General features: G+C 70.1%; 15 protein-coding genes. 9 read left to right on the top strand and 6 right to left on the bottom strand.

Translation table 11 applies throughout. The features are described 5' to 3' along the window. The first annotated feature begins 14 nt into the window (after window positions 1–14). Genes ACZ6S6_RS04155 through ACZ6S6_RS04135 form a run of 5 tightly spaced genes read left to right on the top strand, consistent with a single transcriptional unit; the run spans window position 15 to window position 4,211 of the window. Window positions 15–1,274 (top strand): sensor histidine kinase, encoded by a 1,260-nt coding sequence (locus ACZ6S6_RS04155; RefSeq protein WP_469703878.1) that lies wholly within the window; start codon window positions 15–17, stop codon window positions 1,272–1,274. After that, window positions 1,271–1,948, top strand: coding sequence for a response regulator (locus ACZ6S6_RS04150; protein ID WP_469703738.1), 678 nt, complete (start codon window positions 1,271–1,273; stop codon window positions 1,946–1,948). The genes ACZ6S6_RS04155 and ACZ6S6_RS04150 overlap by 4 nt, the downstream gene beginning before the upstream one ends. A 58-nt stretch (window positions 1,949–2,006) precedes the next feature. Then, a complete protein-coding gene (recO, locus tag ACZ6S6_RS04145; protein ID WP_362962661.1) occupies window positions 2,007–2,753 on the top strand; it encodes a DNA repair protein RecO in 747 nt (248 codons plus the stop codon). A 34-nt stretch (window positions 2,754–2,787) separates the two neighbouring features. Beyond that, window positions 2,788–3,627 carry an isoprenyl transferase gene (locus ACZ6S6_RS04140; protein WP_362962663.1) on the top strand — a complete coding sequence of 280 codons (840 nt, stop codon included), beginning with the start codon at window positions 2,788–2,790 and terminating at the stop codon, window positions 3,625–3,627. Between the two features lie 53 nt (window positions 3,628–3,680). After that, a complete protein-coding gene (locus ACZ6S6_RS04135; RefSeq protein WP_362962665.1) occupies window positions 3,681–4,211 on the top strand; it encodes a hypothetical protein in 531 nt (176 codons plus the stop codon). 60 nt (window positions 4,212–4,271) lie between these two features. Here ACZ6S6_RS04135 and ACZ6S6_RS04130 read toward each other — a convergent pair whose 3' ends face one another. The 4 genes from ACZ6S6_RS04130 to ACZ6S6_RS04115 form a co-directional block, all read right to left on the bottom strand. Continuing rightward, a complete protein-coding gene (locus ACZ6S6_RS04130; RefSeq protein ID WP_362962667.1) occupies window positions 4,272–4,706 on the bottom strand; it encodes a Fur family transcriptional regulator in 435 nt (144 codons plus the stop codon). A 65-nt stretch (window positions 4,707–4,771) separates the two neighbouring features. After that, window positions 4,772–5,665, bottom strand: a complete 894-nt coding sequence (locus ACZ6S6_RS04125; protein ID WP_362962669.1) for a metal ABC transporter permease — start codon at window positions 5,663–5,665, stop codon at window positions 4,772–4,774. 2 nt (window positions 5,666–5,667) lie between these two features. Next, window positions 5,668–6,450 carry a metal ABC transporter ATP-binding protein gene (locus tag ACZ6S6_RS04120; RefSeq protein ID WP_469703732.1) on the bottom strand — a complete coding sequence of 261 codons (783 nt, stop codon included), beginning with the start codon at window positions 6,448–6,450 and terminating at the stop codon, window positions 5,668–5,670. 53 nt (window positions 6,451–6,503) lie between these two features. Continuing rightward, on the bottom strand, window positions 6,504–7,457 hold the full coding sequence (locus ACZ6S6_RS04115) for a metal ABC transporter substrate-binding protein (RefSeq protein WP_362962673.1): 954 nt from the start codon (window positions 7,455–7,457) through the stop codon (window positions 6,504–6,506). Between the two features lie 208 nt (window positions 7,458–7,665). Here ACZ6S6_RS04115 and ACZ6S6_RS04110 point away from each other — a divergent pair, with 208 nt between their 5' ends. After that, the gene (locus ACZ6S6_RS04110) at window positions 7,666–9,048 is read left to right on the top strand and encodes a glycine--tRNA ligase (protein WP_362962675.1); all 1,383 of its coding nucleotides are present in this window, start codon (window positions 7,666–7,668) and stop codon (window positions 9,046–9,048) included. 91 nt (window positions 9,049–9,139) lie between these two features. Next, window positions 9,140–9,346: a hypothetical protein gene (locus ACZ6S6_RS04105; protein WP_123470842.1), complete on the top strand. Its 207-nt coding sequence runs from the start codon at window positions 9,140–9,142 to the stop codon at window positions 9,344–9,346. 117 nt (window positions 9,347–9,463) lie between these two features. Here the strand turns inward: ACZ6S6_RS04105 and ACZ6S6_RS04100 are convergent, their stop codons facing one another. Next, window positions 9,464–10,051 (bottom strand): TetR/AcrR family transcriptional regulator, encoded by a 588-nt coding sequence (locus tag ACZ6S6_RS04100; RefSeq protein WP_362962679.1) that lies wholly within the window; start codon window positions 10,049–10,051, stop codon window positions 9,464–9,466. A gap of 154 nt (window positions 10,052–10,205) precedes the next feature. Continuing rightward, the gene (locus ACZ6S6_RS04095; protein ID WP_469703728.1) at window positions 10,206–11,219 is read right to left on the bottom strand and encodes an aldo/keto reductase; all 1,014 of its coding nucleotides are present in this window, start codon (window positions 11,217–11,219) and stop codon (window positions 10,206–10,208) included. Window positions 11,220–11,568: 349 nt separating this feature from the next. Here ACZ6S6_RS04095 and ACZ6S6_RS04090 point away from each other — a divergent pair, with 349 nt between their 5' ends. Together ACZ6S6_RS04090 and ACZ6S6_RS04085 are read left to right on the top strand one after the other, a co-directional pair. Beyond that, window positions 11,569–11,826, top strand: coding sequence for a DUF6243 family protein (locus ACZ6S6_RS04090; protein ID WP_469703725.1), 258 nt, complete (start codon window positions 11,569–11,571; stop codon window positions 11,824–11,826). Between the two features lie 41 nt (window positions 11,827–11,867). Further along, window positions 11,868–12,494 (top strand): SMI1/KNR4 family protein, encoded by a 627-nt coding sequence (locus tag ACZ6S6_RS04085; protein WP_469703723.1) that lies wholly within the window; start codon window positions 11,868–11,870, stop codon window positions 12,492–12,494. The last annotated feature ends 18 nt before the right edge of the window (window positions 12,495–12,512 follow it).

The raw sequence follows: 12,512 nt of genomic DNA, 5'->3' as shown, positions 1-12,512 counted from the left end.
TCAACCGCGACCCCATGCACGCGCCGCACCGGACGCGCACCGACGCCCTCATCGCGGTGGGCGCCGGTGCGCTCTCCGCCGCCCTCGCCCTGTCCGGCGACGGCTCCCACGCACCCGACGCGCTCGGATGGCTCCTCCTGACGGCCGGCACGGTGCTCCTGGTGTGGCGGCGGCGCGCACCCGTGCTCGTGCTGGCCGCCCTGGTCCCGCTGCTCGCGCTCTACCACGGCCTCGACAACGTCCACACGGCTCCGATGCCGCAGACCTGGATCGCGCTCTACACCGTCGCCGTGACCGGCCGCCCGCTGCGCACCCTGTTCACCGGCATCGGCGTGATGTCCGTGATGCTGACCGTGGTGCTCGGCATCAGCGCGCACGACGGGTTCGAACTGCTGCGCATCTCCGGCTGGATCGTCGCGGTGCTGTTCTGCGGGGTCGACGTGCGCATCTACCGCCAGTACGTCGCCTCGATGCTGGAGCGCGCCGAACGCGCCGAACGGACCCGCGAGGAGGAGGCCAGGCGGCGGGTCGCCGAGGAACGGCTGCGGATCGCCCGCGATCTGCACGATCTGCTGGCCCACAGCATCACGCTCATCGGCGTGCAGACCTCGGTGGCCTCGCACATCCTGACCGTCGACCCGGAACGGCTGGACCGCAAGGCGATCGCCGCCTCGCTGGACGACATCGCCGGCACCTGCCGGGAGGCCCGCGCCGAACTGCGCACGACCCTCCAGGTGCTGCGCGACACCGGGCACGACAGCCGGCACGACGCGGACGGCCCGCTGCCCGGCCTCGCCGCACTGCCCGGCCTCGTACGGGCCGCGGAGGCGGCCGGGGCGCGGGTCGACCTCCGGGTCCGCGCACCGGAGGTCCGCCTCGCACCGGCGACCGGAGCGGCCGCGTACCGGATCGTGCAGGAGTCGCTGACGAACGCGGTACGGCACGCCGGCGCCGGCGTCCGCGTCAGCGTCGCCGTGGAACCGGCAGGCCCCGCCGCCCTGCGGGTCACGGTCACCGACGACGGGACCGGACCGGTGGACGACGGCTCCGCGCCCGGGTTCGGCATCCTCGGGATGCGGGAACGGGCCCGCAGCACGGGCGGCACACTGGACGCCGGCCCCCGCCCCGGCGGCGGCTTCGAGGTGTCGGCGCTGCTGCCGTTCCAGGCACAGGGACAGACACAGGGACAGACACAGGCCCAGGGACAACAATCACACGGCCCGGGCCAGGGCCAGGGCCAGGCCCAGGGACTGGAATCGGAGACCGCTTCATGATCCGCGTACTGCTCGCCGACGATCAGACGCTCGTCCGGGCCGCGTTCGCGATGCTCGTCGGCTCCGACCCGGACATGGAGGTCGTCGGCCAGGCCGCCACCGGCCTCGAAGCGGTCACGCTGGCCCGCTCCGAGCGGGCCGATCTGGTCGTCATGGACATCCGGATGCCCGAGCTCGACGGCATCGAGGCCACCCGCCGCATCGCCGCCGACGAGGACCTCGCCGGGGTGAAGGTGCTGGTCCTGACCACGTACGACACCGACGACCACGTCGTCGACGCGCTGCGCGCGGGCGCCTCCGGCTTCCTGGTCAAGGACACCAGGCCCGCCGACCTGCTCGCCGCCATCAAGACGGTGGCCGCGGGCGAGGCCCTGCTCTCGCCCGGCCCGACCGCCCGGCTGATCGCCCGGGTCCTCAGCGCGCCCCGGACCCCGACCGCCCCCGGCGGCCCCGAGGCGCTCTCCGACCGTGAACGCCAGGTCCTCGGCCTCGTCGCGCGCGGCCTGAACAACACCGAGATCGCCGAGACCCTCGGCCTCAGCCCGCTCACCGCCAAGACCCACGTGAGCCGGATCATGGGCAGGCTCGGCGCCCGGGACCGTGCCCAGCTGGTGATCGTCGCGTACGAATCCGGGCTGGTCGTGGCCGCCGGCGGCGGAGCGGACGGGGACTGAGCGGCCCGGGTCACGGGGGCGGCCCCGGCGGGCCGCCCGCGTACCGGACAATGGAGCCATGAGCTTGTTCCGGGACGACGGCGTGGTGCTCCGCACGCAGAAGCTGGGCGAGGCCGACCGGATCATCACGATCCTGACCCGCGGCCACGGCCGGGTACGGGCCGTCGCACGCGGCGTGCGGCGCACGAAGTCGAAGTTCGGGGCCCGGCTGGAGCCGTTCTCCCATGTGGACGTGCAGTTCTTCGCACGCGGCAGCGAGCTGATCGGACGCGGCCTGCCGCTCTGCACCCAGGGCGAGACGATCGCCCCCTACGGCAGCGGCATCGTCACCGACTACGGGCGGTACACCGCGGGCACCGCGATGCTGGAGACCGCCGAGCGCTTCACCGACCACGAGGGCGAGCCCGCGGTCCAGCAGTACCTGCTGCTGGTGGGCGGACTGCGCACGCTGTCCCGCGGGGAGCACGATCCACATCTCATCCTCGACGCCTTCCTGCTGCGTTCCCTCGCCGTCAACGGCTACGCGCCCAGCTTCGACGGCTGCGCCCGGTGCGGAATGCCCGGACCGAACCGGTTCTTCTCCGTCGCGGCGGGCGGCGTCATATGCGGCGACTGCCGGGTACCCGGCAGCGTCGTACCCTCGGCGGAGGCCGTCACCCTGCTGAGCGCCCTGCTCACCGGTGACTGGGAGACGGCGGACGCGTGCGAGGCGCGGCATGCCAGGGAGGGCAGCGGGCTGGTGTCCGCCTATCTGCACTGGCATCTGGAGCGCGGACTGCGCTCACTGCGGTACGTAGAGAAGTGACACAGGCAGTCAGGCAGAGGGAGCGAGACAGTTCATGGCAGTACGCGGGATTCTCGGCGGCCGTAACCGGCGCGACTACAAGACCCCGGAGCCGCACCCGTCCGGTGCCGTGCCCCCGAAGATCCCCGGCGAGCTGGTGCCCAAGCACGTCGCCGTGGTGATGGACGGCAACGGCCGCTGGGCCAAGGAGCGCGGTCTGCCGCGCACCGAGGGCCACAAGGTCGGCGAGGGCGTCGTCATGGACGTGCTCAAGGGCTGCATCGAGATGGGCGTCAAGAACCTCTCGCTGTACGCCTTCTCCACCGAGAACTGGAAGCGGTCCCCGGACGAGGTGAAGTTCCTGATGAACTTCAACCGGGACGTCATCCGCCGCCGCCGCGACGAGATGGACGAGCTCGGCATCCGGATCCGCTGGGTCGGCCGCATGCCGAAGCTGTGGAAGTCCGTCGTCCAGGAGCTCCAGGTCGCCCAGGAGCAGACCAAGGACAACGACAAGATGACGCTGTACTTCTGCGTCAACTACGGCGGCCGCGCCGAGATCGCCGACGCCGCGCAGCGGATCGCGGAGGATGTCGCGGCCGGGAAGCTCGACCCGTCGAAGGTCAACGAGAAGACCTTCGCGAAGTACACCTACTACCCGGACATGCCGGACGTCGACCTCTTCGTCCGCCCGAGCGGCGAGCAGCGCACGTCCAACTACCTGATCTGGCAGAGCGCGTACGCCGAGATGGTCTTCCAGGACGTGCTGTGGCCGGACTTCGACCGCCGTGACCTGTGGCGGGCCTGTCTGGAATTCGCCCAGCGCGACCGGCGTTTCGGCGGTGCGGTGGAGGCGGCGCAGAAGGCAGAACCGAAGGCAGAACCGAAGGCCTGAGCCTGGTCCTTTTTGCCGGTACGATCACGGCTCTTCGGACTTCGGGAGGGGCCATGAGCGAGCAACAGGGGACCGTGCAGGGTGGGGTCGAGCTGAGATACCGACCGGAGCTGCGGGACTACTCGGTGGCGCTCCGCGCCCGTAACCGGGTCAGCGCGGCGGGCCGGCGGCAGCGGATTCTGCTGGTGGGCGCGACGGCTTGTCTCGTCGCGGCCACCCTGCTGTCCCTCGCGAGAGGCGCCGACGTGCCGATGCCGCTGCCGGTGGCGTTGCTGGTCTGCGCCTCTCTTCTGTTCCTGAATCCGTGGCTGATGGCGCGCCAGTTGTTCCGGTTCGTGCGGCGGCAGGGCGAGTTCCGGGTGCGGGTCGACGAGTCCGGCGTCAGCGTCGACACGGACAACTCCAGCGTGGTCGTCCGGTGGCAGGCGCAGCCGCGGTACGTGGAGACAGCAGATCTCTTCGTGATGCTCAGCGACGACAGGAACGCCACCGCCCTGACCGTGATAGCCAAGCGCGGCGCCCAGGACCGGTCCGACGTGGACCACCTGCGCGAAATCCTCGACCGGCACCTGGCAAAGGCCTGACAGCCGAAGCCCGGCACCTCCCGGCCTCCCAGCCTCTCCGTGAGGCTGGGGGCCGGGGTGTCACTTCCCCGCGCTCGCGCACTCCGCGCAGGTACCGAAGACCTCCACCGTGTGCGCCACGTTCACGTAGCCGTGCTGCGCCGCGATCGTCTCCGCCCACTGCTCCACCGCGGGGCCCTCGACCTCGACCGCCTTGCCGCACATCCGGCACACCAGATGGTGGTGGTGGTCGCCGGTCGAGCACCGACGGTAGACGGACTCGCCCTCGGTGGTGCGCAGCACATCGACCTCGCCCGCGTCCGCGAGGGACTGCAGGGTGCGGTAGACCGTGGTCAGCCCGACCGAGTCGCCGCGGTGCTTGAGCACGTCGTGCAGCTCCTGCGCGCTGCGGAACTCGTCCACCTCGTCGAGCGCGGCGGCCACCGCCGTCCGCTGCCGGGTCGAGCGGCCTCGTACCGGTGCCGCGTTGGTTCCGCTGATCGGCGCCGTCGCCACAGGAGCCTCCTCGTGTCGCCCGTACGTTCGTGGGGCCATTGTGCCAGTCCGGCCCGGCGCCGGGGTCAGACGTGGACGTCGTCCGCTGCCCGGCGGGTGGCCGGTACCTCCAGAGTGCACCGTTGCGAGGCCGATTCGCTCCTGCGCGCGCGGCTTCTGGCCAGAGGAGCGGCGAGCAGTGTCAGCGCGACGAAGACGCCGATGGCCAGCAGCACGATCGTCGCGCCGGGCGGTACGTCCTGGTAGTACGAGGTCACGGTGCCGGCCAGCGTCACCGCAACGCCGATGACGACCGAGAGCACGAAGGTCACCTTGAAGGACCGGGTGATCTGCTGTGCGGCGGCGACCGGGACCACCATCAGGGCGCTGACCAGCAGCAGCCCGACGACCCGCATCGCCACGGTGACGGTGACCGCCGCGGTGACCGCGACCAGCAGGTTCAGCACCCGCACCGGCAGCCCGGTCACCCGGGCGAACTCCTCGTCCTGGCTGACCGCGAACAGCTGCCTGCGCAGCCCCACCGTCACCAGCAGCACGAAGGCCGCCAGCAGGCCGATCGCGGTGATGTCCTCGGAGGAGACCGTGGCGAGCGAGCCGAAGAGGTACGAGGTGAGGTTGGCGTTGGAGCCGGTGTCGGAGAGGTTGATCAGCAGGACACCGCCCGCCATGCCGCCGTAGAAGAGCATCGCCAGCGCGATGTCGCCGCGGGTGCGTCCGTACCAGCGGATCAGCTCCATGGCGACCGCGCCCACGACGGCGACGGCGGTGGCCATCCAGACCGGGCTGGTGGAGAGCAGGAAGCCGAGGCCGACACCGGTCATCGCGATGTGGCCGATGCCGTCGCCCATCAGGGCCTGCCGGCGCTGCACCAGGTAGATGCCGACGGCGGGGGCGATGACGCCGACCAGCACGGCGGCGATCAGCGCCCGCTGCATGAAGGGAGGGGTGAGGAATTCCATGATCAGCTCAGCAGTCCCGTCCGGACGGGCTCGGAAGCCGCGTGGGGGTGTACGTGGTCGTGGCCGGGCAGGGCGTGCTGCCCGAGTGCCTTCGGGGGCGGTCCGTCGTGCATCACGCAGCCGTCGCGCAGGACGACCGCGCGGTCGATCAGCGGCTCCAGCGGGCCCAGCTCGTGCAGGACGAGCAGCACGGTGGTGCCGGCCGCGACCTGCTCGCGCAGGGTCGCGGCGAGGATCTCCTGGCTGGCCAGGTCGACGCCGGCCATCGGCTCGTCCATGATCAGCAACTCGGGCTCGGCGGCGAGCGCGCGGGCGATCAGGACGCGCTGGTGCTGGCCGCCGGAGAGGGCGTCCACCGAGTCCTTGGCGCGGTCGGCGAGACCGACGAGTCCGATGGCCCGGTCGACGGCGGCGCGATCGGCCTTGCGGGGCAGGCCCAGCCTGGTCCGGGACAGCCGCCCGGAGGAGACGACCTCGCGGATGGTGGCCGGCACGCCGCCGGCCGCCGTGGTGCGCTGCGGTACGTAGCCCACCCGAGCCCAGTCGCGGAACCGGCGCAGCGGGGTGCCGAAGAGCTCGACGGTGCCGCCGGTGAGCGGGACCTGGCCGATGGCGGAGCGTACGGCGGTCGACTTGCCGGAGCCGTTGGCGCCGAGCAGTGCGACGACCTCGCCGCGGTGCACGGTCAGGTCGACGCCGCGCAGCACGGGGCGTGCTCCGAGGGTGGCCGTGGCGTCGCGCAGGACGATCACGGGTTCGGGTGTGGAGCTCGCGGGCTCGGGCATGAGCGCCTCCGGTGCTGCTGCGGGGTTCGGGGTGGTCCGCCTGGTCTGGTCGCTCACTTCGCGCCGAGTGCCTTCTGCAGTGCGGCGAGGTTGGACTTCATGACCTCGATGTAGTCATCGCCCTTGGACTTGTCCGTGATTCCCTCCAGCGGGTCCAGGACGTCGGTCCGCAGGCCGGTGTCCCGGGCGACGGTCTTCGCCGTCTTGTCGCTGGCGAGCGTCTCGAAGAAGACGGTGGTGACCTTCTTCTTCTCCGCGATGGAGTGCAGGGCGCTGATCCGGGCGGGGCTGGGCTCGGCCTCGGGGTCGATGCCGGCGATGCCCTCCTGGGTGAGGCCGTAGCGCTCGGCCAGGTATCCGAAGGCGGAGTGGGTGGTGATGAAGGTCTTGGTGGAGGTGTTCCTCAGCCCCGTCTTGTACGCGGTGTCGAGTGCGCCGAGCTCCTTGACCAGGGCGTCGGTGTTCTTGCGGTAGTCCGCGGCGTGGTCCGGGTCGGTCTTCTCCAGGGACTTCCCGACCCCCTTGGCGACCTCGGCGTACTTCACCGGGTCGAGCCAGATGTGCGGGTCAGCGCCGGGCTCCTCGCCCTCGTGCTCGTGGCCGTGCTCCTCGCCGCCGGCCTCGGTGCCGTGGTCCTCCAGCGTGGTCAGCTTCGCGGCGTCGACGGTGTGCTCCGACTCGGAGAGCTTGATCGCGTCGTCCACGGCGGGCTGGATGCCCTTGAGGTAGAGGATGTAGTCGGCGTCGCTGAGCCCGCCGATCTGCCGGGGGCTGAGCTCCAGGTCGTGCGGCTCCACCCCGGGCTTGGTGAGGGTGGAGACGGAGACGTGGCCGCCGCCTATTCGCTCGGCGAGGAACTGCATCGGATAGAACGACGCCACCACGTTCAGCTTGTCACCGCTCTTCTGGCCGGCGGCGTCGGATGTCGAGCAGGCGGAGAGCACGGTGAGGCCGAGGACGACTGCTCCGGCGACGGCTGCGGTGGGTATGAGGCGGCGTTCGTTCATGACAGTCATTTTCAACAAAAATGGAAACGATTGTCAACAAGGCTGATGAGATGCCTCCGGAAGTGACTGACCCGATACCGATTTGATCGAAGGGGCGTGCCCGCCGGTAATCTGAGGGATCCGCGCACGCGTCTCCTGACCGCCACCCCCCACTGAGGCGCTTCGCGCAGGCCCTGTCCAATTTCGTCGTCGTAATGAAGAGAGCACCGTGGCCGCCGACAAGATCGACTCCATCGTCAGCCTGAGCAAGCGCCGTGGCTTCGTTTTCCCCTCCAGTGAGATCTACGGTGGTCAGCGTGCCGCCTGGGACTACGGGCCGCTGGGCGTTGAGCTCAAGGAGAACCTCAAGCGCCAGTGGTGGCGCTACATGGTCACTTCGCGCGAGGACGTGGTCGGACTCGACTCGTCGGTCATCCTGGCCCCCGAGGTGTGGGTGGCCTCGGGCCACGTCGCCACGTTCTCCGACCCGCTGACCGAGTGCACCTCCTGCCACAAGCGCTACCGCGCGGACCACCTGGAGGAGGCGTACGAGGAGAAGCACGGCAAGCCGCCGGTCAACGGCCTTGCCGACCTCAACTGCCCCAACTGCGGCAACAAGGGCACCTTCACCGAGCCGAAGGAGTTCTCCGGCCTGCTCTCCACGCACCTCGGCCCGACCCAGGACTCCGGCTCGGTCGCCTACCTGCGCCCCGAGACCGCCCAGGGCATCTTCACCAACTTCGGCCAGGTGCAGCAGACCTCGCGCAAGAAGCCGCCGTTCGGCATCGCGCAGATGGGCAAGTCCTTCCGGAACGAGATCACTCCGGGCAACTTCATCTTCCGCACCCGCGAGTTCGAGCAGATGGAGATGGAGTTCTTCGTCAAGCCGGGCGAGGACGAGCAGTGGCAGGAATACTGGATGGAGCAGCGCTGGAACTGGTACACCGGCCTCGGCATGCGCGAGGAGAACATGCGGTGGTTCGAGCACCCGGCGGAGAAGCTCTCCCACTACTCCAAGCGCACCGCTGACATCGAGTACCGCTTCCGCTTCGGCGGCAGCGAGTGGGGCGAGCTGGAGGGCGTCGCCAACCGCACGGACTACGACCTGAAGGCGCACTCCAAGGCCTCGGGCACGGACCTGTCCTTCTTCGACCAGGAGGCCGGCGAGCGCTGGACCCCCTACGTCATCGAGCCGGCGGCCGGTGTCGGCCGCTCGGTCCTGGCCTTCCTGCTGGACGCCTACATCGAGGACGAGGCGCCCAACGCCAAGGGCGTCATGGAGAAGCGCACCGTGATGCGCCTCGACCCGCGCCTGGCGCCGGTCAAGGTCGCGGTCCTGCCGCTGTCCCGCAACCCGCAGCTCTCGCCGAAGGCCAAGGGCCTCGCGGCCGACCTGCGGCAGAACTGGAACATCGAGTTCGACGACGCGGGTGCCATCGGCCGCCGTTACCGTCGTCAGGACGAGATCGGTACGCCGTTCTGCGTCACCGTCGACTTCGACACCCTCGACGACAACGCGGTGACGGTGCGCGAGCGCGACACCATGAAGCAGGAGCGCGTCTCGCTGGACCAGATCCAGGCGTACCTCGGCGCCCGGCTGCTCGGCTGCTGATCCGCCGCATCCACTGGACGAGGCCCCCGGTTCCCCGAACGGAACCGGGGGCTTCGTGCACACTGGGCACAATCGTCCACAGGAGGCTCGGATGCCGTCCATGACCACGAGCAAGGTCAGCAGATGGGACCAGCACGGCCGTGAACACATAGTCCACGTAAGGAAGTCGGGGATGCAGCGGCAGTTGAGCTGCGACACCTGCGACTGGCGCAAGGGGGCGCAGTTCCTGCCCTGGCTGAAGGCCGAGGAACATCTCGCCGAGGCGCACCAGGCGACGGTCGACCCGACGGCGACATAGCCGACGTCATAGCCGGCGTCACCGATCGACGTGACCGGTCGGCGTCACCGGTCGGCGTCACCGATCGACGTCAGTGGTCGACGTCGAAGCCGAAGCCGCCGTCGTCGGCGCCCGCCGTCAGGCGCGCAGGCCGCGCAGCAGCAGGTCCGAGACGGCGGTGAACTCGGCGACGATGGCGGGTTTCCGCCACTCGGCGGCATACGCCGGGTCGTGGAACCGCGCCGTCGCGTCGAAGACCGCCTGTGCGGCCGCCGCGGGGTCGTCCACGGCGAACTGCCCGTCGGCCACCCCTTCCTCGATCATCTCCCTCAGCTGGCCCACCAGTTCGCGGATGTGCTCCTCGACCAGGGTGCTCTCGCCCGTCAGCACCTCATAGGTGGCGAACAGCTCCGGATCGTCACCCGCCTTGTGCCGCTTGGCCTCGAACAGCGTCTCCAGCCACTGCCGCAGCTTCGCCGGGGCCGGCTGGGCCGAGGCGTGCAGGATTTCGGTGAGCGCGAGCTCCGTGCGCGTCAGCCAGCGACCGGTCACGGCCTCGCGGAGGGCGGTCTTCGTGCGGAAGTGGCGGTACACGCTGCCGTGGCTGACGCCGAGCACCCGGGCCACGTCGACCACGGTCGCCTTGGCGGGGCCGTAGCGGCGCAGCACGTCCTCGGTGGCTTCGAGGATGCGCTCGGGAGTCAGTGGGTCGGGCGGCGGCGTCATCGGTGGGTGTGCTGCCTTTCGGGGGCGTCGAGCGGCTTCGCATGGCTACGGGCGGCTGCGGGCCGCTTCGGGCGGTTTCGGGCCGGCGGCCGGACGGGGGCTCACGTGCGGCTTGCCGGCGGTGTCGCCGAACCCTGCTGACCGTACCCGGAGGTCAGCGCTCGCTGTCCAGGTGGGCCATCTGGCTGTCGGGGTAGCGGGCGCCCGCCGCCGCGCCGGCCGGGACCACCTTCTCGATCGCGGCGAGGTCGGCCGCGGTCAGTTCCACATCCAGGGAGCCGAGGGCCTCGGTCAGCCGGTCGCGCCTGCGGGCGCCGACCAGCGGCACGATGTCCGCACCCTGGGCGAGGACCCAGGCGATGGCGATCTGCGCGACCGTGACGCCCTTCTGCTCGGCGATCGCGCGGAGCGCGTCGACCAGGTCGAGGTTGTGCTGGAGGTTCTCGTCCTGGAAGCGGGGGCTCATGGTCCGGAAGTCACCGGCGGTCAGCTCGCGGTCGCGGGCGAAGTGGCCGCTGATCAGCCCGCGGGAGAGCACCCCGTACGCCGTGACGCCGATGCCCAGCTCCCGGCAGATGGGCAGGATCTCCGCCTCGATGGACCGGGAGATCAGCGAGTACTCGATCTGCAGATCGGAGATCGGGGCGACGGACGCTGCCCGCCGGATCGTCTCCGCGCCGACCTCGGAGAGGCCGATGTGGCGGACGTGACCGGCCTCGACCAGCTCGGCGATGGCGCCGACGGTCTCCTCGATCGGGACGTCGGGGTCGAGCCGGGCGATCCGGTAGACGTCGATGTGGTCGAGTCCGAGCCGCTGGAGTGAGTAGGCCGCGAAGTTCTTGACCGCTGCCGGGCGGCCGTCATAGCCGCTGAAGCCGCCCTCGACGGTCCGCAGTGCGCCGAACTTCACGCTGATCAGGGCCTGTTCCCGGGCGGCGGCGGGGGCGGTGCGCAGGGCCTCGTTGATCAGTAGTTCGTTGTGTCCCATGCCGTAGAAGTCGCCGGTGTCCAGCAGGTTGATACCGGTGTCGAGCGCGGCGTGAATGGTGGCGACCGACTCGGCGCGGTCCGTCTCGCCGTACAGCGCGGACATCCCCATGCAGCCGAGGCCGAGCGCGGAGACCTGCGGGCCGGTGGAGCCGAGGGTGTGGGTGCGGAGGGTGGTCATGAGGAACTCCCGGTGGTGGAGGAGGGCGGAAGGGGAGAGGCGGGGGGAGGGAGGAGCGGAGAGGGCAGGTCAGGAGGGAGGGAAGAGAAGGGCGGTGTTGTGCGTGCATATCGACCATGACATATGCGATGACAGCTTTCAATATCTGTCAGTCCATGTTCCCTCTTCCGGGTGATCCCGGCCGGGCGAAAATCCGGTGCTGGAGCCGCATCGGGCGCGGTACCGTTTCGGCATGTCTTCGTTCTTCCAGATCTACGAGTGAGCGCGCGGCGGGCCCGACCACCCGCCGCCCACCGGATCGATCCAGGGTCGTTCAAGACCTCACTTTCACCACGAATGGGAGAACCCCGTGGCCAAGAGCCGTAACAACCTTCTCGGCGTCGGCGGACAGCGGACGAAGCTGTCCCGCGCCGAGCAGCAGGGCGCAGGTCCCGAGCGCAACGCCGACCGGAAGACGGCGGCCGAGCAGAAGCAGGAGCTGCTGCGCAAGATGCGGGAGCGCGCCGGCCACCCCGCGCCCGCGGACGACGCCGCCGAGCAGGACGCCCCGGAGCAGAACACCGCCGAGCAGGACACCGCCGAGCAGGGCACCCCGGCGCAGAGCTGACGCCCGCTCACAGGGAGCGGGTCGCACCACACGTATGACCGGTGGCCCGGAACACCTCAGGTGTTCCGGGCCACCGGCGTTCGCGCCCGAGCGCTACGGTTTCCGGGGTCGACCAGGAGGTCGTTGTGTGTTGTTCCGAAACCGTCGCCGCATGGGATCAGGTGGCGAAATGGCTCAAGACGAACGCGCCGGTCAACTATGCGACGCTTCACGGCCCTGCGACGGAGGAGGCTCTGTCCGCGGCCGAGGCCGGCATCGGCGTCAGGCTGACGCCGGAGATCCGCGAGTGGCTGTCCGTCAACAACGGTGTCCGCACGGAGGCCGACCCGGACGACGGGAGCACCTCGGCCTGCGAGGGCGGCGACTTCCTCGACGGCGGCTACTATCTGCTCTCCGCGTCAGAAATGGTCCGCGTGCATCGCCACATGACGCATGTGGCTGAGGGCGATGAGACCTTCTGGAGCAAGGAGTGGATCCCCGTAGCCGCGGAGTGCGATGTCCTCTGCGGGGTCTTCATCGACTCCAGGGACGGTGCCGTCTCCACGTGGGGGGACTGCGGAGAGAAGAGATTCGGAACGTGTCAGAACCTTGCTGACTACTTTCGCTGGCTGATGAGCGAGTTCACGGAACGAGGTTCAGTGGTGGACGGCGCTCTCGACTGGGGCTGAACGCGAAGAGGCTCCCAG

It is taken from the genome of Streptomyces sp. NPDC048671, assembly GCF_055587045.1.
The sequence above is the reverse complement of the archived record's forward strand: the minus strand, read 5'-3'. Positions and strand labels throughout refer to the sequence as shown.

Bases quoted from the DNA above. Each gene is read 5' to 3' on its own strand.
- ACZ6S6_RS04140 (WP_362962663.1), top strand. From the start codon at position 2,788: ATGGCAGTACGCGGGATTCTCGGCGGCCGTAACCGGCGCGACTACAAG.
- ACZ6S6_RS04155 (WP_469703878.1), top strand. From the start codon at position 15: ATGCACGCGCCGCACCGGACGCGCACCGACGCCCTCATCGCGGTGGGC.
- ACZ6S6_RS04115 (WP_362962673.1), bottom strand. From the start codon at position 7,457: ATGAACGAACGCCGCCTCATACCCACCGCAGCCGTCGCCGGAGCAGTC.
- ACZ6S6_RS04135 (WP_362962665.1), top strand. From the start codon at position 3,681: ATGAGCGAGCAACAGGGGACCGTGCAGGGTGGGGTCGAGCTGAGATAC.
- recO (WP_362962661.1), top strand. From the start codon at position 2,007: ATGAGCTTGTTCCGGGACGACGGCGTGGTGCTCCGCACGCAGAAGCTG.
- ACZ6S6_RS04095 (WP_469703728.1), bottom strand. From the start codon at position 11,219: ATGACCACCCTCCGCACCCACACCCTCGGCTCCACCGGCCCGCAGGTC.
- ACZ6S6_RS04100 (WP_362962679.1), bottom strand. From the start codon at position 10,051: ATGACGCCGCCGCCCGACCCACTGACTCCCGAGCGCATCCTCGAAGCC.
- ACZ6S6_RS04150 (WP_469703738.1), top strand. From the start codon at position 1,271: ATGATCCGCGTACTGCTCGCCGACGATCAGACGCTCGTCCGGGCCGCG.
- ACZ6S6_RS04120 (WP_469703732.1), bottom strand. From the start codon at position 6,450: ATGCCCGAGCCCGCGAGCTCCACACCCGAACCCGTGATCGTCCTGCGC.
- ACZ6S6_RS04105 (WP_123470842.1), top strand. From the start codon at position 9,140: ATGCCGTCCATGACCACGAGCAAGGTCAGCAGATGGGACCAGCACGGC.
- ACZ6S6_RS04125 (WP_362962669.1), bottom strand. From the start codon at position 5,665: ATGGAATTCCTCACCCCTCCCTTCATGCAGCGGGCGCTGATCGCCGCC.